Genomic DNA, 20,686 nt, shown 5'->3' with positions numbered 1-20,686 from the left:
TCAGTTGCCTGCGCCCTTGCGCAAGGCAGCCTGGCTTCATTCTCTACGTTGACCGAAAGCGACCGAGACCATGACAGCGGACACCGCTATTTATATCCCGCCTTACAAGGCTGACGACCAGGATGTGGTTGTCGAATTGAACAACAAGTTTGGCCCTGAGGCGTTCGCCGCCCAGGAAACCCGCACCGGCATGCCGGTGCTTTGGGTTGCCCGCGCCAAATTGATGGAAGTGATGAACTTCCTGCGCAACGTGCCTAAGCCCTACAGCATGCTCTACGACCTGCACGGCGTAGACGAGCGTCTGCGCACCCAGCGCCGCGGCCTGCCAGGCGCCGACTTCACTGTTTTCTACCATTTGATGTCGGTAGAACGTAACAGCGACGTGATGATCAAGGTGGCCTTGAACGAAGGCGACCTGAACATCCCGACCGTCACCGGTATCTGGCCGAACGCCAACTGGTACGAGCGTGAAGTCTGGGACATGTTCGGCATCGACTTTGCCGGCCACCCGCACCTGACCCGGATCATGATGCCACCGACCTGGGAAGGTCACCCGCTGCGCAAGGACTACCCTGCCCGCGCCACCGAATTCGATCCGTACAGCCTGACCCTGGCCAAGCAGCAGCTCGAAGAAGAAGCAGCGCGCTTCAACCCTGAAGACTGGGGCATGAAGCGTCAGGGCACCAACGAGGACTACATGTTCCTCAACCTGGGCCCGAACCACCCTTCGGCCCACGGTGCCTTCCGTATCGTCCTGCAGCTGGACGGCGAAGAGATCGTCGACTGCGTCCCGGACATCGGCTACCACCACCGGGGTGCCGAGAAGATGGCCGAGCGTCAGTCCTGGCACAGCTTCATCCCCTACACCGACCGTATCGACTACCTCGGCGGGGTGATGAACAACCTGCCGTACGTGCTGGCCGTCGAGAAGCTGGCAGGTATCAAGGTGCCGCAGAAGGTCGACACCATCCGCATCATGATGGCCGAGTTCTTCCGGATCACCAGCCACCTGCTGTTCCTGGGTACCTACATCCAGGACGTCGGCGCCATGACCCCGGTGTTCTTCACCTTTACCGACCGCCAGCGTGCCTACACCGTGATCGAAGCCATCACCGGTTTCCGCCTGCACCCGGCCTGGTACCGTATCGGTGGCGTCGCCCACGACCTGCCACGCGGCTGGGAAAAACTGGTCAAGGACTTCGTCGACTGGCTGCCTAAGCGCCTCGACGAATACACCAAGGCCGCCCTGCAGAACAGCATTCTCAAGGGCCGGACCATCGGCGTTGCCGCCTACAACACCAAAGAGGCCCTGGAATGGGGCGTCACCGGTGCCGGCCTGCGCTCGACCGGTTGCGATTTCGACCTGCGCAAGGCGCGCCCGTATTCCGGCTACGAAAACTTCGAATTCGAAGTACCGCTGGCCAGCAACGGCGATGCCTATGACCGCTGCATGGTTCGCGTCGAAGAAATGCGCCAGAGCATCAAGATCATCGACCAGTGCATGCGCAACATGCCCGAAGGCCCGTACAAGGCGGACCACCCGCTGACCACGCCGCCACCCAAAGAGCGCACGCTGCAGCACATCGAGACCCTGATTACGCACTTCCTGCAAGTTTCGTGGGGCCCGGTCATGCCGGCCAACGAATCCTTCCAGATGATCGAAGCGACCAAGGGCATCAACAGTTACTACCTGACGAGCGATGGCGGCACCATGAGCTACCGCACCCGGATTCGCACCCCGAGCTACCCGCACCTGCAGCAGATCCCTTCGGTGATCCGCGGCAGCATGGTTGCGGACCTCATTGCGTACCTGGGCAGTATCGACTTCGTTATGGCTGACGTGGACCGCTAAGCATGAACAACACGCTTATCCAAACCGACCGTTTCGCCCTGAGCGAAACCGAGCGCTCGGCCATCGAGCACGAGATGCATCACTACGAGGACCCGCGCGCGGCGTCCATCGAAGCCCTGAAGATCGTTCAGAAGGAACGCGGCTGGGTGCCGGACGGCGCCATCTACGCCATCGGCGAAGTGCTCGGCATTCCTGCCAGCGACGTCGAAGGCGTGGCGACCTTCTATAGTCAGATCTTCCGTCAGCCGGTTGGCCGGCACATCATCCGCGTCTGCGACAGCATGGTCTGCTACATCGGCGGTCATGAGTCAGTGGTCAGCCAGATCCAGAGTGAGCTGGGCATTGGTCTCGGCCAGACCACCGCCGACGGGCGTTTCACCCTGCTGCCGGTGTGCTGCCTGGGTAACTGCGACAAGGCCCCGGCGCTGATGATCGACGACGACACCTTTGGCGACGTGCAGCCTGCTGGCGTTACCAAGTTGCTGGAGGGTTACGTATGACCATCACTTCCTTCGGCCCGGCCAACCGCATCGCGCGCGCAGCCGAAACCCATCCGCTGACCTGGCGCCTGCGTGACGACGGCGAGCCTCTGTGGCTCGACGAGTACCAGGCCAAGGACGGCTACGCGGCGGCCCGCAAGGCCCTGGCGCAGATGTCCCAGGATGATATCGTCCAGACCGTGAAAGATTCCGGGCTCAAGGGCCGTGGCGGTGCGGGCTTCCCGACCGGCGTCAAATGGGGCCTGATGCCCAAAGACGAATCCATGAACATCCGCTACCTGCTGTGCAACGCGGACGAAATGGAACCCAACACCTGGAAAGACCGCATGCTGATGGAGCAACAGCCCCATCTGCTGATCGAAGGCATGCTGATCAGTGCCCGGGCGCTCAAAGCCTACCGCGGCTATATCTTCCTACGTGGCGAGTACACCACCGCAGCGGCCAACCTCAACCGTGCGGTTCAGGAAGCCAAGGCGGCGGGCCTGCTGGGCAAGAACATCCTCGGCAGCGGCTTCGACTTCGAGCTGTTCGTCCACACCGGTGCCGGTCGCTACATCTGCGGTGAAGAAACCGCACTGATCAACTCCCTCGAAGGCCGCCGCGCCAACCCGCGCTCCAAGCCGCCCTTCCCGGCCGCCGTTGGCGTGTGGGGCAAGCCAACCTGCGTGAACAACGTCGAAACCCTGTGCAACGTGCCAGCCATCGTCGGCAACGGCATCGACTGGTACAAGTCGCTGGCCCGCGAAGGTTCTGAAGACCACGGCACCAAGCTGATGGGCTTCTCCGGCAAGGTCAAGAACCCCGGCCTGTGGGAGTTGCCGTTCGGCGTCCAGGCCCGCGAGCTGTTCGAAGACTACGCCGGCGGCATGCGCGATGGCTTCAAGCTCAAGTGCTGGCAGCCAGGTGGCGCCGGTACCGGTTTCCTGCTGCCCGAGCACCTGGATGCGCAAATGTACGCCGGTGGCATCGCCAAGGTCGGCACCCGCATGGGTACCGGCCTGGCCATGGCCGTGGACGATAGCGTCAACATGGTCTCGCTGCTGCGCAACATGGAAGAGTTCTTTGCCCGTGAATCCTGTGGCTTCTGCACCCCGTGCCGCGATGGCCTGCCATGGAGCGTCAAGCTCCTGCGCGCCCTCGAGAAAGGCCAGGGCCAGCAGGGCGACATCGAGACCCTACTGGGTCTGGTCGGCTTCCTCGGCCCAGGCAAGACTTTCTGTGCACACGCCCCGGGCGCCGTTGAGCCGCTGGGTAGCGCGATCAAGTACTTCCGCCCTGAGTTCGAGGCTGGCATTGCCGCCCAGGCACCGGCTGCTGCCGGCCTGCGCCCGGACCTGGCGAAGCCGATTGTCGTCGGCGCATAACGAATAACAAGGCGGGCGGTCCGTGCCGCCCGCTGCCTGTACAGCTCGCCCGGGGATACCTGGCGCGGGCTGCAGGCACACAGATTTCCATTAGCCACGCCCGCAGACGCGGGCCAACGAAGAACTTTGAACCATGGCCACTATCCACGTAGACGGCAAAGAGCTCGAAGTCAACGGCGCAGACAACCTGTTACAGGCGTGTCTGTCGCTCGGCCTCGACATCCCCTATTTCTGCTGGCACCCGGCGCTCGGTAGCGTTGGTGCCTGCCGCCAGTGCGCGGTCAAGCAATACACCGACGAGAACGACACCCGTGGTCGTATCGTCATGTCCTGCATGACCCCTGCCACCGATGGCAGCTGGATTTCCATCGAAGACGAAGAAGCCAAGGTATTCCGTGCCAGCGTCGTCGAATGGCTGATGACCAACCACCCGCACGACTGCCCGGTGTGCGAGGAAGGCGGTCACTGCCACCTGCAAGACATGACGGTGATGACCGGCCACAACGAGCGCCGCTACCGTTTCACCAAGCGTACCCACCAGAACCAGCAACTGGGCCCGTTCATCTCCCACGAGATGAACCGCTGCATCGCTTGCTACCGTTGCGTGCGTTACTACAAGGACTACGCCGGCGGTACCGACCTGGGCGTGTTCGGTGCCCACGACAACGTCTACTTTGGTCGCGTTGAAGACGGCACCCTCGAGAGCGAGTTCTCCGGCAACCTCACCGAGGTCTGCCCGACCGGTGTGTTCACCGACAAGACCCACTCCGAGCGCTACAACCGCAAATGGGACATGCAGTTCGCCCCAAGCATCTGCCATGGCTGCTCCAGCGGCTGTAACATCAGCCCGGGTGAGCGTTACGGCGAACTGCGCCGGATCGAAAACCGCTTCAACGGCTCGGTCAACCAGTACTTCCTCTGCGACCGTGGCCGTTTCGGCTATGGCTACGTCAACCGCGAAGACCGTCCACGCCAGCCACTGCTGGCCGATGGCAGCAAGCTGAGCCTGGATGCCGCCCTGGACAAGGCCGCCGACATGCTGCGCGGGCGCAACATCGTCGGTATCGGCTCGCCGCGCGCCAGCCTCGAAAGCAACTATGGCCTGCGTGAGCTGGTGGGTGCCGAGCACTTCTACTCGGGCATGGAAGCTGGTGAACTGGCGCGCGTGCGCCTGGCCCTGCAAGTGCTCAACGACAGCCCGCTGCCGGTCCCGACCCTGCGCGACATGGAAGACCATGACGCGGTGTTCGTCCTCGGCGAAGACCTGACCCAGACCGCTGCCCGTGTGGCCCTGGCTCTGCGCCAGTCGGTCAAAGGCAAGGCCGAAGCCATGGCCGATGCCATGCGCGTTCAGCCTTGGCTCGATGCCGCGGTGAAGAACATCGGCCAGCACGCCATGTACCCGCTGTTCATCGCAAGCCTGGCCGAAACCAAGCTCGATGACGTTGCTGAAGAGTGCGTGCACGCAGCCCCTGCAGACCTCGCCCGCATCGGTTTCGCCGTGGCGCACGCCATCGACCCGAGCGCGCCTGCCGTCGACGGCCTGGACGCCGAAGCCCTGGCCCTGGCCAAGCGTATCGCCGACGCCCTGGTGGCGGCCAATCGTCCGCTGGTGGTTGCCGGTACCTCGCTGGGCTCCAACGCCCTGATCGAGGCTGCGGCCAACATCGCCAAGGCCCTGAAGCTGCGTGAGAAGAACGGCTCCCTGAGCCTGGTGGTTCCTGAGGCCAACAGCCTCGGCATGGCCATGCTCGGTGGCGAGTCGATCGATGCCGCCCTGGACGCAGTAATCGAAGGCCGTGCCGACGCCATCGTCGTGCTGGAAAACGACCTGTACAGCCGCGTTGCCGCTGCCAAGGTCGACGCTGCCCTGGCCGCCGCCAAGGTGGTCATCGTTGCCGACCACCAGAAAACCGCCACCAGCGAGCGCGCCCACCTGGTGCTGCCGGCGGCGAGCTTCGCCGAAGGCGACGGCACCTTGGTCAGCCAGGAAGGCCGCGCCCAGCGCTTCTTCCAGGTGTTCGATCCGACCTACATGGACAGCAGCATCCTGGTTCACGAAGGCTGGCGCTGGATGCACGCCCTGCGTGCCACCTTGCTCAACAAGCCGGTGGACTGGACCCAACTGGACCACGTCACCAGCGCTTGCGCCGCCGCTACGCCGCAACTGAGCGGCATCGTCAACGCCGCGCCGTCCGCTTCGTTCCGCATCAAGGGCATGAAGCTTGCGCGTGAGCCGCTGCGCTACTCCGGCCGTACCGCCATGCGCGCCAACATCAGTGTGCACGAGCCGCGTACCCCGCAAGACAAGGACACCCCGTTCGCCTTCTCCATGGAAGGTTACTCGGGTTCGGCCGAACCGCGCTCGCAAGTGCCGTTCGCCTGGTCGCCGGGCTGGAACTCGCCACAAGCCTGGAACAAGTTCCAGGACGAGGTCGGCGGTCACCTGCGCGCAGGCGACCCGGGTACCCGCCTGATCGAAACCCAGGGCGACAAGCTGAACTGGTTCGCCAGCGTTCCGGCGGCCTTCGCACCGGCCCGCGGTACCTGGCAGGCGGTGCCGTTCTACCACCTGTTCGGCAGCGAGGAGAACTCTTCGCGCGCAGCACCGGTGCAAGAGCGTATCCCGCAGGCCTACGTTGGCCTGGCCAAGGCCGAAGCCGACCGCCTGGGTGTCAACGATGGCGCCCTGCTCAGCCTGAACGTCGCAGGCCAGACCCTGCGTCTGCCGTTGCGCATCAATGAAGAACTGGGCGCCGGCCTGGTTGCCCTGCCCAAAGGCCTGGCCGGCATTCCGCCAGCCATCTTCGGTGCATCCGTCGAAGGCCTGCAGGAGGCAGCACAATGACCTGGTTCACCCCTGAAGTGATCGATGTGATCATCACCGTCATCAAGGCCATCGTGGTCTTGCTGGCTGTGGTGGTCTGCGGTGCGCTGCTCAGCTTCGTCGAGCGACGCCTGCTGGGCTGGTGGCAGGACCGTTACGGTCCGAACCGCGTCGGCCCGTTCGGCATGTTCCAGATCGCCGCCGACATGCTGAAGATGTTCTTCAAGGAAGACTGGAACCCACCCTTCGTCGACAAGGTGATCTTCACCCTGGCGCCGGTGGTGGCCATGAGCGCCTTGCTGATCGCCTTCGCGATCATCCCGATCACCCCGACCTGGGGTGTCGCGGACCTGAACATCGGCCTGCTGTTCTTCTTCGCCATGGCCGGTCTGTCGGTATACGCCGTGCTGTTCGCCGGCTGGTCGTCGAACAACAAGTACGCCCTGCTCGGCAGCCTGCGGGCCTCGGCCCAGACCGTGTCGTACGAAGTGTTCATGGGCCTGGCGCTGATGGGCATCGTCGCCCAGGTCGGCTCGTTCAACATGCGCGACATCGTCGACTACCAGGCGCAGAACCTGTGGTTCATCATTCCGCAGTTCTTTGGCTTCTGCACCTTCTTCATCGCTGGCGTCGCCGTGACTCACCGTCACCCGTTCGACCAGCCTGAAGCAGAACAGGAACTGGCCGACGGTTACCACATTGAATATGCCGGCATGAAATGGGGCATGTTCTTCGTCGGTGAGTACATCGGCATCATCCTGATCTCGGCGCTGCTGGTAACCCTGTTCTTCGGTGGCTGGCACGGCCCGTTCGGCATCCTGCCGCAACTGTCGTTTGTCTGGTTCGCCCTGAAGACCGCGTTCTTCATCATGCTGTTCATCCTGCTGCGCGCCTCGATCCCGCGCCCGCGCTATGACCAGGTGATGGACTTCAGCTGGAAGTTCTGCCTGCCGCTGACCCTGATCAATTTGCTGGTGACCGCTGCGCTTGTGTTGCTCAACACGCCAGCTGTTGCGGCCCAGTGAGGATTTGACCCATGTTCAAGTATATTGGCGACATCGTTAAGGGCACTGGTACCCAGCTGCGCAGCCTGGTGATGGTGTTCTCTCACGGTTTTCGCAAACGTGACACCCTGCAGTACCCCGAAGAGCCGGTCTACCTGCCGCCACGCTACCGTGGCCGCATCGTCCTGACCCGCGACCCGGATGGCGAAGAGCGCTGTGTAGCGTGCAACCTGTGTGCCGTGGCTTGCCCGGTGGGTTGCATCTCGCTGCAGAAAGCCGAAACAGAAGACGGTCGTTGGTACCCGGAGTTCTTCCGTATCAACTTCTCCCGTTGCATTTTCTGCGGCCTCTGCGAGGAAGCCTGCCCGACCACCGCGATCCAGCTCACGCCGGATTTCGAAATGGCCGAGTTCAAACGTCAGGACCTGGTGTACGAGAAAGAGGATCTGCTGATCTCCGGCCCCGGCAAGAACCCTGACTACAACTTCTACCGTGTTGCAGGTATGGCCGTTGCCGGCAAGCCCAAAGGCGCCGCGCAGAACGAAGCCGAGCCGATCAACGTGAAGAGCTTGCTCCCTTAAGGAAGAAAGATGGAATTCGCTTTCTATTTCGCATCCGGTGTCGCTGTGGTGTCCACCCTTCGGGTGATCACCAACACCAACCCGGTGCACGCCCTGCTCTACCTGATCATTTCGCTGATCTCCGTGGCGATGACCTTCTTCGCCCTCGGCGCGCCGTTCGCCGGTGTCCTGGAAGTGATCGCCTATGCTGGCGCCATCATGGTGCTGTTCGTCTTCGTGGTGATGATGCTCAACCTGGGGCCGGCTTCGGTCGCCCAGGAGCGCGGCTGGCTCAAGCCGGGCATCTGGCTCGGCCCGGTGGTGCTTGGCGCACTGCTGCTGGTCGAGCTGCTGTACGTGCTGTTCGCCAGCGAAAGCGGCGCCGGCATCGGCCACACCACCGTTGACGCCAAGGCCGTCGGCATCAGCCTGTTCGGCCCTTACCTGCTGGTGGTGGAACTGGCCTCGATGCTGCTGCTCGCCGCAGCGGTGACGGCTTTCCACCTCGGCCGCAACGAGGCGAAGGAGTAATCACATGCCAGCAATTCCTCTCGAACATGGCCTGGCAGTCGCCGGCATCCTGTTCTGCCTCGGCCTCGTTGGCCTGATGGTGCGCCGCAACATTCTTTTCGTGTTGATGAGCCTGGAAATCATGATGAACGCCTCGGCATTGGCCTTCATCGTCGCGGGCAGCCGCTGGGCGCAACCGGATGGGCAGATCATGTTCATCCTGGTGATCAGCCTGGCAGCGGCCGAGGCCAGTATTGGCCTGGCGATCCTGCTGCAGCTGTATCGCCGCTTCCACACCCTCGACATCGATGCAGCCAGTGAGATGCGCGGATGAACCTTCTCTTTCTGACGTTCGTATTCCCCCTGATCGGCTTCCTGCTGCTGTCGTTCTCGCGCGGTCGCTGGTCCGAGAACCTGTCGGCGCTGGTCGGTGTCGGCTCCATTGGCCTGTCGGCCATCGTCACCGCCTACGTGATCTGGCAGTTCAACGTCGCACCGCCTGAAGGCGGCGCGTACAGCCAACTGCTGTGGCAGTGGATGTCGGTGGACGGCTTTGCGCCGAACTTCACCCTGTACCTGGACGGCCTGTCGGTGACCATGCTCGGCGTAGTCGTCGGCGTGGGTTTCCTGATCCACCTGTTCGCCTCCTGGTACATGCGCGGTGAAGCCGGCTACTCGCGCTTCTTCGCCTACACCAACCTGTTCATTGCCAGCATGCTGTTCCTGATCCTGGGCGACAACCTGCTGTTCATCTACTTCGGTTGGGAAGGCGTGGGCCTGTGCTCGTACCTGTTGATCGGTTTCTACTACAGCAACCGCAACAACGGTAACGCCGCACTCAAAGCCTTCATCGTCACCCGTATCGGCGACGTGTTCATGGCCATCGGCCTGTTCATCCTGTTCCAGCAACTGGGCACCCTGAACATTCAGGAACTGCTGGTGCTGGCCCCGCAGAAGTTCCAGGCGGGTGACTTCTGGATGGTCCTGGCGACCCTGATGCTGCTCGGCGGCGCAGTCGGTAAATCGGCCCAGCTGCCACTGCAGACCTGGCTCGCCGACGCGATGGCCGGCCCTACCCCGGTTTCGGCGCTGATCCACGCGGCAACCATGGTCACCGCTGGCGTCTACCTGATTGCCCGTACCCACGGCCTGTTCGCCCTGGCCCCCGACGTGCTGCACCTGGTCGGTGTGGTCGGCGGCGTGACCCTGGTACTGGCCGGTTTCGCGGCTCTGGTTCAGACCGACATCAAGCGTATCCTCGCCTACTCGACCATGAGCCAGATCGGCTACATGTTCCTGGCTTTGGGCGTGGGTGCCTGGGAAGGCGCGATCTTCCACCTGATGACCCACGCCTTCTTCAAGGCCCTGCTGTTCCTTGCTTCGGGTGCGGTGATCGTTGCCTGCCACCACGAGCAGAACATCTTCAAGATGGGCGGCCTGTGGAAGAAACTGCCACTGGCCTACGCCAGCTTCATCGTCGGTGGCGCGGCCCTGGCTGCCCTGCCGCTGTTGACCGCCGGTTTCTACTCCAAGGACGAGATCCTCTGGGAAGCCTTCGCCAGCGGCAACAACGGCCTGCTGTATGCCGGCCTGTTCGGCGCCTTCATGACCTCGCTGTACACCTTCCGCCTGATCTTCATCACCTTCCACGGTGAAGCCAAGACCGAAGCTCACGCTGGCCACGGCATCGCCCATTGGCTGCCACTGGGTGTGCTGATCGTGCTGTCGACCTTCGTCGGTGCCTGGATTACCCCACCACTTGCGGGCGTGCTGCCGCAAAGCGTCGGCCATGCCGGCGGTGAAGCCAAGCACAGCCTGGAGATTGCCTCGGGCGCCATCGCCATCGCCGGTATCCTGCTGGCCGCTATGCTGTTCTTGGGCAAGCGTCGCCTGGTCACCGTGATCGCCAATAGCAGTATTGGTCGTGTGCTGTCGGCCTGGTGGTTCGCCGCCTGGGGCTTCGACTGGGTCTACGACAAGCTGTTCGTCAAACCTTACCTGCTGATCGCCCACATCCTGCGCAAGGATCCGGTTGACCGCAGCATTGGCCTGATTCCGCGTATGGCGAAAGGCGGTCATGCCGCCATGAGCAAAACCGAAACCGGTCAGCTGCGCTGGTACACCGCTTCGATCGCCGTAGGTGCCGTGCTTGTTCTCGGTGCCGTTGTTATGGCTGCGGTCTGATATGAACCTTGCGACTTTGCGAAAGGAATTGAGCCCGTCATGATTTTGCCTTGGCTGATCCTGATCCCCTTCATCGGCGGCCTGCTGTGCTGGCTGGGTGAGCGCTTCGGCGCCACCCTGCCGCGCTGGATTGCGCTGCTGACCATGTCCCTGCTGCTGGCTACCGGCCTTTGGCTGTGGGCCAACGGCGACTACACCCTGGCCCCTGCGCCGGGTGCCGCACCGCAGTGGGCCTACGAGTTCAAAGTGCTGTGGATCGAGCGCTTCGGCATCAGCCTGCACCTGGCCCTGGACGGCCTGTCGCTGCTGATGATCCTGCTCACCGGCCTGCTCGGTGTGCTCTCGGTACTGTGTTCCTGGAAAGAGATCACCCGCCACGTAGGCTTCTTCCACCTCAACCTGATGTGGATCCTCGGCGGCGTGGTCGGTGTGTTCCTGGCCCTGGACCTGTTCCTGTTCTTCTTCTTCTGGGAAATGATGCTGGTGCCGATGTATTTCCTCATCGCGCTCTGGGGTCACAGTTCCTCGGATGGCAAGAAGACCCGGATCTACGCCGCGACCAAGTTCTTCATCTTCACCCAGGCCAGCGGCCTGATCATGCTGGTGGCGATCCTCGGCCTGGTTCTGGTCAACTACAGCAACACCGGGGTAATCACCTTCGACTACACCCAGTTGCTCAAGGCTGACCTGCCGGCGGGCACCGAGTACCTGCTGATGCTCGGTTTCTTCATCGCCTTCGCGGTCAAGCTGCCGGTTGTCCCGTTCCACTCCTGGTTGCCTGACGCTCACGCCCAGGCACCGACCGCAGGCTCCGTGGACCTGGCGGGTATCTTGCTGAAAACGGCGGCCTACGGCCTGCTGCGTTTCGCGCTGCCGCTGTTCCCCAACGCCTCGGCCGAATTCGCACCAATAGCCATGACCCTGGGTCTGATCGGGATCTTCTACGGTGCGTTCCTGGCCTTCGCCCAGACTGATATCAAGCGCCTGATCGCCTTCTCCAGCGTGTCCCACATGGGCTTCGTGCTGATCGGTATCTACTCCGGCAGCCCGCAAGCCTTGCAAGGCGCAGTGATTCTGATGCTGGCGCATGGCATTTCGGCTGCGGCGCTGTTTATCCTCAGCGGCCAGCTGTACGAGCGTCTGCACACCCGTGACATGCGTCAGATGGGCGGCTTGTGGCACCGTATCGCCTACCTGCCAGCCGTCAGCCTGTTCTTCGCCGCCGCCTCGCTCGGCATGCCGGGCGCCGGTAACTTCGTGGGTGAATTCCTGATCCTGATCGGCACCTTCGCCGTCTCGCCATGGATCACCGTCATCGCTACCTGCGGCCTGGTGTTCGGTTCGGTCTACTCGCTGATCATGATTCACCGTGCCTACTTCGGCCCGTCGAAGTCGGATGAAGTCCTGGCTGGCATGGATACCCGCGAATTGATCATGGTACTGGGCCTGGCTGGCCTGCTGATCCTGCTGGGCGTCTACCCGCAGCCGTTCCTCGACACTTCCGCCGCCACCATGACAGGTGTGCAGCAGTGGTTCGGCTCCGCTTTCACTCAACTCGCTTCGGCCCGGTAAGAGCGCTATGGACCTGACGATTCAACACTTTATCGCGCTTGCGCCGCTGCTGATCCTCACCATCACCACTGTCGTGGTGATGCTGGCGATCGCCTGGCGCCGCAACCACTCGCAAACCTTCCTGCTGTCGACCGTGGGCCTGAACCTGGCCCTGCTGTCGATCATCCCGAGCTTGAAGGTTGCGCCACTGGCAGTGACCCCGCTGCTGACCATCGACAACTTCGCCTGCCTGTACATGGCGCTGATCCTGGTCGCCACCCTGGCCTGCGTCACCCTCGCCCATGCTTACCTGGGTGATGGCGGCAAGGGCTACCCGGGCAACCGCGAAGAACTGTACCTGCTGATTCTGATGGCTGCCCTGGGTGGTCTGGTGCTGGTCTGTGCGCAACACCTGGCGGGCCTGTTCATTGGCCTGGAGCTGCTGTCGGTACCGGTCTACGGCCTGGTCGCCTATGCGTTCTTCAACAAGCGCTCGCTGGAAGCCGGCATCAAGTACATGGTGCTCTCGGCCGCCGGTTCCGCCTTCCTGCTGTTCGGCATGGCGCTACTGTATGCCGACGCTGGCAGCCTGAGCTTCGACGGTATCGGCAAGGCCCTGGCAACCACCAGCATGCCGAGCATGATCGCCCAGCTGGGCCTGGGCATGATGCTGGTCGGCCTGGCATTCAAACTGTCGCTGGTGCCTTTCCACCTGTGGACCCCGGACGTCTATGAAGGTGCTCCGGCACCGGTTGCCGCCTTCCTGGCCACCGCCAGCAAGGTTGCCGTGTTCGCCGTGGTGGTACGCCTGTTCATGCTCTCCCCTGCTGCCAGCAGTGGCGTGCTGACCACCGTGCTGTCGGTGATTGCCGTGGCCTCGATCCTGATCGGTAACCTGTTGGCGCTGACCCAGAGCAACCTCAAGCGTCTGCTGGGTTACTCCTCGATTGCCCACTTCGGTTACCTGCTGATCGCCCTGGTGGCGAGCAAGGGCCTGGCTGTGGAAGCCATCGGCGTGTACCTGGTCACCTACGTGATCACCAGCCTCGGTGCCTTCGGTGTGATCACCCTGATGTCCTCGCCGTACAACGGTCGTGACGCCGACGCCCTGTACGAGTACCGCGGCCTGTTCTGGCGCCGTCCGTACTTGACGGCGGTACTGACCGTGATGATGCTGTCGCTGGCCGGTATTCCGCTGACCGCAGGCTTCATCGGCAAGTTCTACATCATCGCCACCGGCGTCGAGTCGCAGCTGTGGTGGCTGGTCGGTGCCCTGGTGATCGGTAGCGCCATTGGCGTGTTCTACTACCTGCGCGTGATGGTCACCCTGTTCCTGATCGAGCCAAACCTGCGTCGCCACGACGCCCCGCTGAACTGGGAACAGCGCACCGGCGGCGTAATGCTGCTGGCCATCGCGATCCTCGCCTTCGTGCTGGGTGTGTACCCGCAGCCATTGCTGGACATGGTTCAGCATGCTGGCCTGCAACTGATCGGCTGATCACTGCTGCAATGACAAACACCCCGCCTCGGCGGGGTGTTTTCGTTTTCGCCTTGTCACTCAGGCGCAATTGGGCCCAAGGGCCTTGTTCGCCTTGACTGATGACGCTCTGCGCGCGCGCAGGCCAGGCTTTTTCAGCAGGCCAGGTTCCAGTGCGGCCTTGCGCACCTCGCCATTGGCACGGGGTAGATAGACCTGCGGGTCTGGCATCCCGCTGGGTGACAACTCATGGGTCATTTCGAACTCGGCCCGTACTGACCAGCCACACGCCTCGGTAGTGCATTGCAGATACGCGATTCGAAGAAAGATATGACGCCCTTCACTGGTGCGTATACGCATACGGCCTTTGCAGTGAGGGTATACCAGTTTGTAGGTACTCAACGGCGCCTCCCTGAGCAATCAGCTGCCACCGGAATGAAACCTGGAAAAGCCACAGTGGTAGCCCCTTTGCCCGTCCGTGCCTCGTTCATCAACCTGCTAATCTGCTGTAAGCTTCCCGACAGATCTAAGTAGGATTTTGTCTTCGCCTCATGTTTTCTTTTCATCATTGAAGTTGTTCCTTTGAAGTGGCGTTGAATGTTACAGAATAAGATTACTCAATTTGCGTATTTTATTACGGAAAATTATATCAACAGGCCTTTCGGATACACAAAATGAGTAACCAAGATTTTGCTGCCGTCTTGAGCCGACTCAAACTCATCACCGCCGCCAGCACCGATTCCGGGCTTTCCCATGCACTGGGAGTCAGCCCGCAAACCCTCAGCAGTTGGAAAGGACGCAACAGCATCCCTTACGCGATCTGCATAGACATTGCCGCCCGATCCGGCATTTGCCTGGACTGGCTGCTGCTCGGCGAAGGTCCGCAACGGCGCCCCCCAGCAACAGACCAGCCCAGCCAGGACCTGGAAACGCAGTTGCTGGCACAATTGCGTAGCCTGAGCGCAGCTGACTTGCAGGTCATCGCGCTGATGATTGAAGAAAAGCAACGGCTGCGCGTGCTGGAAGACAAGCTCGAGCAGTTGTGCGGCCTGATTGTCCCGGCAGCTCAAACACCTTGATCAACCTCGCAGCCGCTGCAGGATGTCTTTGAGGTCGGCTGAGTCCAGCCAGATCATCACTTTGATGCAAATCGGAATCACCACGACCGAACCGATGAACGCCGCGACACCGTTCGACAAAAAGGGCGCCGTCAGCAGTACCAAAGGGGTGAACAGATAGCCGACACCGGCAGACAGAAGCAGCGAGCCAATACGCTGCCAGACTTTCAATGCCCCGCGGGTACTGACCACCAGCCAGGCACCCAGCAGCGCACCAAAAATGGCATCGCCGTCCACCACCGGTACCGAGAACGCCAGGCCCAGGCCGACGAACATACTGGAGAGGTTGGCACTGGTCGCATCACTCATCCCCCACCTCGCCAGGCCCGGCAGGCGCTTCAAGGTCAATGCTCAGGCGATACGCCTGCAGCGCCTTGCGAGTGTGCTCGACCAGGGCGCGCAAATAGCAGAAATTCAATGAACAACTGTCGCCGTCGCACAGATCGGCCAGTTGCTTGTACCCCCGGTCACGCAGCTGCCAGCGCCATTGGGCAAACTCCCTGGCCACCTGGATCATTGCACTGTGTGCAGCCACCCTGAGCCGTGCATCGCTGGTTGCCGGTGTCAGGCGCAAGTGCTCGCGCAAGACCTTTACCTCAACCTTGGGCCAGAACGGATCCTGATGAGACAAAACACCATCAGCGACCGCTGAACAGACTTCGTCATGCATGACGTGCTCCTCAAACTGTACGTTCACCGCCATTATTGGTGACGCAACATGCCGTATCGCAGGGCCTTGATCACGGCGCCGACGCGGGTGTTCACCGCAAACTTGCGCAGGATGTTGCCGATGTGGAAGTTCACGGTCGATTCCGTGCATTGAAGGATCCGGCCAATTTCCCATGACGTCTTGCCATAGGCACACCAGAGCAATACTTGCTCCTCCCGGCCGGTCAGATAGATGGGGGAATCGTTAGCGTCTGTATTGCTCTGTGTTACTGGCAAACATGCAGGCATGGTCAGTCTCCGTATGGACGACCCCGGGAAGCCCGGGGCGGAAAGGAAAGGTGTCCACCATACGAAGAGCGCGACAGTGCAGGCGAGCTGCGGCATTTGTCCCGCGCCAGCCTACAAAACCGCGCAGAACAACGCCGCGTGCTCTGCTCGCCCGTTCGAGCGTCTGACATGCCAATAGCCCTTTGCGCCTTGACTCGGAGCCCCGATGCGTTCCCCTCTGCCCCCTCGTACCTACCTGGCCTTGTTGGTCGCCTGCAGCACCTCCAGCTACGCCAACGAAAGCATCGAGCTCGGCCAGGTGCTGATCCACGAACAGGAGCACAGCGAGCTGCAGGACGCTCGCCAACGCCTGCAACAGGTGCCCGGCGCCAGCAACCTGATCGACATGCAGCGGGTCGAGCAAGGCCGGGTCGCCAGCAACCAGGATGTGCTCGCGTACCAACCGGGGGTGTTCGCCCAGTCGGCCGGCAACGATGGCATCAAACTGTCGATCCGTGGTTCGGGCATCAACCGTGCACCCGGCGCCCATGGCTCGGGCGTCTACACGATGTTCGATGGCTTGCCGTTGACCGGCCCGGGCGGCACCCCCTATGAGCTGTTCGAACCGCTGTGGCTAAGCCGCGCCGAAGTGCTACGCGGCGCCAACGGTTTCGACAAGGGCTCGCTGGCCCTGGGCGGCGCTATCGACTATGTCACCCACACCGGCCACGACGCCGCACCGCTGCAACTGCGCTACGAGCTGGGCAGCCGTGGCTATGCCAAGCGCCAGATCAGCTCCGGCCAGGTCCTGGGCGACCTGGACTACTACGTGGCGCTGACCGACTCGGAGTACGACGGCTACCAGGATCACAGCAGCGGCAGCAGCAAGGGCATCGCCGCCAACGTCGGCTACCGCTTCAACCCGAACCTGGAAACCCGCTTCTACCTGCGTTATCGAGAGACCGAGAACGATCTTGCCGGGCGCTTGACCAAGGCGCAGATCAAGCATGATCCGCGTGCGGCGAACCCGTCCTACCTGAGCCGCGATGACAGCCGCCCGCAACCGGGCAGTACCTGGCTGGGAAACAAGACCACCTTCTACCTCGATGACGATTCGCAACTCGAAGCAGCCCTTGTCTATCACGACTATCCGATGGACCTGCGCGAAGGCCCGATGCGCCTGAAGGTCGCCTACAGCGACGTCAGCGGTACCCTGAACTATCAGCGCCGCCACACCCTCTTTGGACACGAGAGCAAAACCACCGTCGGCTGGCGCACCACCAAGCACCTGCCCAACAGCGGTGCTTCGCAATACGCGCGGGTGAATGGCGTGTTCGGTGCGAAAATCCGTGATTTCACCTACCAGGGCTCGGACACTGTCCTGCATATGAGCAACGACCTGGAGCTGATCCCCGACCTGTGGCTGACCAGCGGCCTGGCGATGATCTACACCCGTCGCGAAAGTGCCGTGACCTACCCCGACAACGGCGGCAAAGTCAGCCAGCATGACTGGGACTACGCCCCGCGCCTGGGCCTGCGCTACGACATCAACCCGCAGTTGCAGGTTTATGGCAATCTGAGCCGCTCGGTGGAACCGCCACACCCATGGTCGCTGATCTGGAGCTCGACCAGCACCACCCAGCCGATCGAAATGCAGAATCAGACCGCCACCACCCTGGAACTGGGAGCCCGCGGCGATTCGGCAATCGGCCACTGGGACCTTGCCTGGTACTACTCGCAGGTGCGCCATGAACTGCTAGCCGTGGAGATCGTGCAGGGGATGCCCGCCAAGGAATACAACGCCAGCCCCACTGTCCACCAGGGCGTCGAAGCCGGCCTCGACAGCCTGCTCTGGGAGCGCGCTGCGGTCGGCAAGCTGAGCCTGCGCCAGGCCTATACCTTCAGCGACTTCCACTACCGCGACGATAAAACCTTTGGCGACAACCGTCTGCCAGGCATCCCCATGCACTACTACCAGGCCGAACTGCGCTTCGACCTGCCCAGTGGCCTGTATGCCGGGATCAACACGCAGATGGCCTCCAAGGTCCAGGTCGACTACGCCAACAGCTACCCGGCCGACGCCTATGCCATTCTCGGCGCCACCCTGGGCTACAACGCACCGAAACAGGACTGGCAGGCCTGGCTGGACCTGCGCAACCTGACCAACAAGCGCTATGCCGCCACCGTCACGCCTGGCTATGACGATAAGGGCCTGGACATTGCCCGCTCGACCCCGGGCGAAGGATTTGCGGTGTATACCGGGGTATCGTACAGCTTCCGTTAACTGGGCAACTGCACCTGCGGCTTGGTCGAGACAAAGATTGCCCAGCTGGACATGAACAGCGCGGCGATCAAGGGCCCGATGACGAAGCCGTTGAGGCCGAACACCGCCAGGCCGCCCAGGGTCGAGACCAGGATCAGGTAGTCGGGCATCTTGGTATCCTTGCCGACCAGGATCGGGCGCAGCACGTTGTCCACCAGGCCGATCACGAACACGCCGAAAACAGCCAGCACCACACCTTGCCAGAAGGCGCCGGTGGCGACGAAGTACACCGCCACCGGCGCCCAGACGATCCCTGCCCCTACTGCTGGCAACAGCGACAGGAAGGCCATCAGCACCGCCCAGACCAGGGCGCTGGGGATGTCCAGAATCCAGAAAATAATCCCGCCCAGGGCGCCTTGGGTCACCGCTACCAGCAGGTTGCCCTTGACCGTAGCGCGCACCACGCGGTTGAACTTCAGTTGCAGGCGACGCTTCTGCTGCTCGGCCAGCGGCACTGCCGTGCGGATCTTGCGCGCAAGCTCGGCGCCGTCACGCAAAAAGAAAAACAGCAGGTAGAGCATGATGCCGAAGCTCACCAGAAAATCGAAGGTGCCCTGGCCAAAGCTGAAAGCCTGGGTGGCGAAAAACTGGCTGCCCTGCAGGGCGCCCTTGGTGATCTTGTCGCGCAGGCCCGCAAGATCGCCCATGCCCATGCGCTCGAGCACATTCTGGGCGAAGGCCGGGAGGATATTCTTGAAGCGTTCGATGTAAGCCGCCAGGTCCAGCTCGCCGCTCTCGATGTTCTTGTACAGCGCAGCCCCCTCCTGCACCAACAGAGTACTGATGATGATCACCGGCAAAATCGCGATCACCAGGCAGATCAACAGGGTCAGCCCCGCGGCCAGGTTGCGCCGCCAGCCCAGGCGGGCCAGCAGGCGTCGTTGCAACGGGGCAAAGACGATCGCAAGGATCACCGCCCAGAATACCGCGCCGTAGAACGGCAGCAAGATCCAGATAAAGGCGAGGGTGACCAGCACCAGCAACAGCAGCAGCGCCTTGTGTTGCATGACGGTTTCGTTCATGTGCGCTCCTAGTGTGTTGTATTCGTTAGTGCGCCGGGCAGTGGCAAAAGTGCCGTTGATGCAGATCAATAGCTGTCGAGCGCAACCGGGGTAGCATCCGCGCCTTTTGCCGCAGCCTGATCATGACCCATTTCGCCAAACCCGAACTGCTCGCCCCCGCCGGCTCGCTGAAAAACATGCGCTATGCCTTCGCCTACGGCGCCGACGCCGTCTATGCCGGGCAACCGCGCTACAGCTTGCGCGTGCGCAACAATGAATTCGATCACGCCAACCTGGCGCTGGGCATCAAGGAAGCCCAGGCCCAGGGCAAGCGTTTCTATGTGGTGGTCAACATTGCCCCGCACAACGCCAAGCTCAAGACCTTCCTCAAAGATCTGGCGCCAGTGATCGACATGGCCCCGGACGCACTGATCATGTCCGACCCCGGCCTGATCATGCTGGTGCGCCAGCACTTCGCGCAGATGCCGATTCACCTGTCGGTGCAGGCCAATACGGTGAACTGGGCCAGCGTCGAGTTCTGGCGCAGCCAGGGCCTGACCCGGGTGATCCTGTCGCGCGAGCTGTCGCTGGAGGAGATCGAAGAAATTCGCCAGCACGTGCCGCAGATGGAGCTGGAAGTGTTCGTCCATGGCGCCTTGTGCATGGCTTATTCCGGCCGCTGCCTGCTTTCGGGCTACCTCAACCGCCGTGACGCCAACCAGGGCAGCTGCACCAATGCCTGCCGCTGGCAGTACAAGGCCACTGCGGCCCGCGAGAACATCACCGGGGAAATCGTCCGCGAGGTGCAACCGACCCTGGGCCTCGGCGCGCCGACCGAGCAGGTCTTCGTGTTGCAGGAAAGCAACCGCCCCGATGAAGACATGCCCGCCTTCGAAGATGAGCACGGCACCTACATCATGAACGCCAAGGACCTGCGTGCGGTGCAGCATGTCGAGCGGCTGTCGCGCATGGGTGTGCACTCGCTGAAGATCGAGGGCCGGACCAAGTCGCACTTCTACTGCGCACGCACCGCCCAGGTCTATCGCCAGGCCATCGACGATGCCGCGGCCGGGCGCGGGTTTGACCGCAACCTGATGCTCAACCTCGAGTCACTGGCCCAGCGTGGCTATACCGAAGGTTTTTTGCGTCGGCATGTGCATGATGAGTACCAGAACTATCAACGTGGCAATTCAGTCTCCGAGCGTCAGCAGTTCGTTGGCGAGCTCAGCGGTGAGCGAGTCAACGGCCTGGCGCAGGTGCAGGTGAAGAACCGCTTTGCTGTGGGTGACCACCTGGAACTGATGACACCCAAGGGCAACTACCACTTCGACCTGCATCAGTTGCACGATCGCCAGGGCGCTGCGATAGACGTGGCGCCCGGGGATGGGCACACGGTGTACCTTCCGATCCCTGAGCAGGTCGATCTGGCCTTCGGCTTGTTGCTCAGGGATTTGGCGCAGTGAATCGCGAGGCAAGTCG

At 62.2% G+C, this 20,686-nt stretch carries 19 protein-coding genes; 14 read left to right on the top strand and 5 right to left on the bottom strand.

Features of this window, described 5'->3' with window-relative positions; all coding sequences use genetic code 11:
* Positions 1-70: 70 nt before the first annotated feature.
* From nuoC to nuoN, 11 genes are all read left to right on the top strand, one after another.
* The gene (nuoC, locus tag M5G17_RS00400) at positions 71-1,852 is read left to right on the top strand and encodes an NADH-quinone oxidoreductase subunit C/D (protein ID WP_273891067.1); all 1,782 of its coding nucleotides are present in this window, start codon (positions 71-73) and stop codon (positions 1,850-1,852) included.
* Positions 1,853-1,854: 2 nt separating this feature from the next.
* Complete coding sequence (nuoE, locus tag M5G17_RS00395) at positions 1,855-2,352, top strand: NADH-quinone oxidoreductase subunit NuoE (protein WP_130264067.1); 498 nt, start codon at positions 1,855-1,857, stop codon at positions 2,350-2,352.
* Positions 2,349-3,716 (top strand): NADH-quinone oxidoreductase subunit NuoF, encoded by a 1,368-nt coding sequence (gene nuoF / locus M5G17_RS00390; RefSeq protein WP_273891066.1) that lies wholly within the window; start codon positions 2,349-2,351, stop codon positions 3,714-3,716. The genes nuoE and nuoF overlap by 4 nt, the downstream gene beginning before the upstream one ends.
* Before the next feature lie 133 nt (positions 3,717-3,849).
* Positions 3,850-6,564, top strand: a complete 2,715-nt coding sequence (gene nuoG, locus M5G17_RS00385) for an NADH-quinone oxidoreductase subunit NuoG (protein ID WP_273891065.1) — start codon at positions 3,850-3,852, stop codon at positions 6,562-6,564.
* Positions 6,561-7,568, top strand: coding sequence for an NADH-quinone oxidoreductase subunit NuoH (gene nuoH / locus M5G17_RS00380; RefSeq protein ID WP_038996049.1), 1,008 nt, complete (start codon positions 6,561-6,563; stop codon positions 7,566-7,568). The genes nuoG and nuoH overlap by 4 nt, the downstream gene beginning before the upstream one ends.
* Before the next feature lie 11 nt (positions 7,569-7,579).
* A complete protein-coding gene (nuoI, locus tag M5G17_RS00375; RefSeq protein WP_009400993.1) occupies positions 7,580-8,128 on the top strand; it encodes an NADH-quinone oxidoreductase subunit NuoI in 549 nt (182 codons plus the stop codon).
* Positions 8,129-8,137: 9 nt separating this feature from the next.
* Positions 8,138-8,638 carry an NADH-quinone oxidoreductase subunit J gene (gene nuoJ, locus M5G17_RS00370; protein ID WP_038996050.1) on the top strand — a complete coding sequence of 167 codons (501 nt, stop codon included), beginning with the start codon at positions 8,138-8,140 and terminating at the stop codon, positions 8,636-8,638.
* Between the two features lie 4 nt (positions 8,639-8,642).
* Positions 8,643-8,951 (top strand): NADH-quinone oxidoreductase subunit NuoK, encoded by a 309-nt coding sequence (nuoK, locus tag M5G17_RS00365; protein ID WP_028944232.1) that lies wholly within the window; start codon positions 8,643-8,645, stop codon positions 8,949-8,951.
* A complete protein-coding gene (gene nuoL / locus M5G17_RS00360; protein WP_273891064.1) occupies positions 8,948-10,801 on the top strand; it encodes an NADH-quinone oxidoreductase subunit L in 1,854 nt (617 codons plus the stop codon). Before nuoK ends, nuoL begins: the two co-directional genes overlap by 4 nt.
* 39 nt (positions 10,802-10,840) lie before the next feature.
* A complete protein-coding gene (nuoM, locus tag M5G17_RS00355; protein ID WP_273891063.1) occupies positions 10,841-12,373 on the top strand; it encodes an NADH-quinone oxidoreductase subunit M in 1,533 nt (510 codons plus the stop codon).
* Between the two features lie 7 nt (positions 12,374-12,380).
* Positions 12,381-13,850, top strand: a complete 1,470-nt coding sequence (gene nuoN / locus M5G17_RS00350) for an NADH-quinone oxidoreductase subunit NuoN (RefSeq protein ID WP_130264061.1) — start codon at positions 12,381-12,383, stop codon at positions 13,848-13,850.
* Positions 13,851-13,910: 60 nt separating this feature from the next.
* Here nuoN and M5G17_RS00345 read toward each other — a convergent pair whose 3' ends face one another.
* On the bottom strand, positions 13,911-14,231 hold the full coding sequence (locus M5G17_RS00345) for an Ogr/Delta-like zinc finger protein (RefSeq protein WP_273891062.1): 321 nt from the start codon (positions 14,229-14,231) through the stop codon (positions 13,911-13,913).
* A gap of 272 nt (positions 14,232-14,503) precedes the next feature.
* Between M5G17_RS00345 and M5G17_RS00340 the strand changes: the two genes are divergently transcribed.
* Positions 14,504-14,908 carry a helix-turn-helix domain-containing protein gene (locus tag M5G17_RS00340; RefSeq protein ID WP_273891061.1) on the top strand — a complete coding sequence of 135 codons (405 nt, stop codon included), beginning with the start codon at positions 14,504-14,506 and terminating at the stop codon, positions 14,906-14,908.
* Here M5G17_RS00340 and M5G17_RS00335 read toward each other — a convergent pair whose 3' ends face one another.
* From M5G17_RS00335 to M5G17_RS00325, 3 genes are read right to left on the bottom strand one after another with little or no spacing between them, the layout of a single operon-like run.
* A complete protein-coding gene (locus tag M5G17_RS00335) occupies positions 14,909-15,256 on the bottom strand; it encodes a putative holin (RefSeq protein ID WP_273891060.1) in 348 nt (115 codons plus the stop codon). It abuts the gene before it with no gap.
* Positions 15,249-15,617: a head completion/stabilization protein gene (locus M5G17_RS00330; protein WP_273891059.1), complete on the bottom strand. Its 369-nt coding sequence runs from the start codon at positions 15,615-15,617 to the stop codon at positions 15,249-15,251. Before M5G17_RS00330 ends, M5G17_RS00335 begins: the two co-directional genes overlap by 8 nt.
* Positions 15,618-15,649: 32 nt before the next feature.
* Positions 15,650-15,904, bottom strand: coding sequence for a helix-turn-helix domain-containing protein (locus tag M5G17_RS00325; protein WP_273891058.1), 255 nt, complete (start codon positions 15,902-15,904; stop codon positions 15,650-15,652).
* A 205-nt stretch (positions 15,905-16,109) separates the two neighbouring features.
* Between M5G17_RS00325 and M5G17_RS00320 the strand changes: the two genes are divergently transcribed.
* Positions 16,110-18,167: a TonB-dependent receptor family protein gene (locus M5G17_RS00320; RefSeq protein ID WP_273891057.1), complete on the top strand. Its 2,058-nt coding sequence runs from the start codon at positions 16,110-16,112 to the stop codon at positions 18,165-18,167.
* Here M5G17_RS00320 and M5G17_RS00315 read toward each other — a convergent pair.
* A complete protein-coding gene (locus M5G17_RS00315) occupies positions 18,164-19,228 on the bottom strand; it encodes an AI-2E family transporter (RefSeq protein WP_273891056.1) in 1,065 nt (354 codons plus the stop codon). The two genes, M5G17_RS00320 and M5G17_RS00315, sit on opposite strands and share 4 nt — an antisense overlap.
* Before the next feature lie 122 nt (positions 19,229-19,350).
* On the opposite strand from M5G17_RS00315, the gene trhP reads away from it, so the two are divergent.
* Complete coding sequence (gene trhP, locus M5G17_RS00310; protein ID WP_273891055.1) at positions 19,351-20,670, top strand: prephenate-dependent tRNA uridine(34) hydroxylase TrhP; 1,320 nt, start codon at positions 19,351-19,353, stop codon at positions 20,668-20,670.
* The last annotated feature ends 16 nt before the right edge of the window (positions 20,671-20,686 follow it).

The organism is Pseudomonas rubra (assembly GCF_028656935.1).
GTDB lineage: Bacteria > Pseudomonadota > Gammaproteobacteria > Pseudomonadales > Pseudomonadaceae > Aquipseudomonas > Aquipseudomonas rubra.
The sequence above is the reverse complement of the archived record's forward strand: the minus strand, read 5'-3'. Positions and strand labels throughout refer to the sequence as shown.

Excerpts from the sequence above, each read along its gene's own strand:
- M5G17_RS00325 (WP_273891058.1), bottom strand. The coding sequence starts at position 15,904 with ATGCCTGCATGTTTGCCAGTAACACAGAGCAATACAGACGCTAACGAT.
- M5G17_RS00315 (WP_273891056.1), bottom strand. The coding sequence starts at position 19,228 with ATGAACGAAACCGTCATGCAACACAAGGCGCTGCTGCTGTTGCTGGTG.
- nuoN (WP_130264061.1), top strand. The coding sequence starts at position 12,381 with ATGGACCTGACGATTCAACACTTTATCGCGCTTGCGCCGCTGCTGATC.
- nuoI (WP_009400993.1), top strand. The coding sequence starts at position 7,580 with ATGTTCAAGTATATTGGCGACATCGTTAAGGGCACTGGTACCCAGCTG.
- nuoL (WP_273891064.1), top strand. The coding sequence starts at position 8,948 with ATGAACCTTCTCTTTCTGACGTTCGTATTCCCCCTGATCGGCTTCCTG.
- nuoF (WP_273891066.1), top strand. The coding sequence starts at position 2,349 with ATGACCATCACTTCCTTCGGCCCGGCCAACCGCATCGCGCGCGCAGCC.
- nuoG (WP_273891065.1), top strand. The coding sequence starts at position 3,850 with ATGGCCACTATCCACGTAGACGGCAAAGAGCTCGAAGTCAACGGCGCA.
- M5G17_RS00340 (WP_273891061.1), top strand. The coding sequence starts at position 14,504 with ATGAGTAACCAAGATTTTGCTGCCGTCTTGAGCCGACTCAAACTCATC.
- nuoM (WP_273891063.1), top strand. The coding sequence starts at position 10,841 with ATGATTTTGCCTTGGCTGATCCTGATCCCCTTCATCGGCGGCCTGCTG.
- M5G17_RS00330 (WP_273891059.1), bottom strand. The coding sequence starts at position 15,617 with ATGCATGACGAAGTCTGTTCAGCGGTCGCTGATGGTGTTTTGTCTCAT.
- nuoE (WP_130264067.1), top strand. The coding sequence starts at position 1,855 with ATGAACAACACGCTTATCCAAACCGACCGTTTCGCCCTGAGCGAAACC.
- M5G17_RS00335 (WP_273891060.1), bottom strand. The coding sequence starts at position 15,256 with ATGAGTGATGCGACCAGTGCCAACCTCTCCAGTATGTTCGTCGGCCTG.
- nuoH (WP_038996049.1), top strand. The coding sequence starts at position 6,561 with ATGACCTGGTTCACCCCTGAAGTGATCGATGTGATCATCACCGTCATC.
- nuoC (WP_273891067.1), top strand. The coding sequence starts at position 71 with ATGACAGCGGACACCGCTATTTATATCCCGCCTTACAAGGCTGACGAC.
- nuoK (WP_028944232.1), top strand. The coding sequence starts at position 8,643 with ATGCCAGCAATTCCTCTCGAACATGGCCTGGCAGTCGCCGGCATCCTG.
- M5G17_RS00320 (WP_273891057.1), top strand. The coding sequence starts at position 16,110 with ATGCGTTCCCCTCTGCCCCCTCGTACCTACCTGGCCTTGTTGGTCGCC.
- nuoJ (WP_038996050.1), top strand. The coding sequence starts at position 8,138 with ATGGAATTCGCTTTCTATTTCGCATCCGGTGTCGCTGTGGTGTCCACC.
- trhP (WP_273891055.1), top strand. The coding sequence starts at position 19,351 with ATGACCCATTTCGCCAAACCCGAACTGCTCGCCCCCGCCGGCTCGCTG.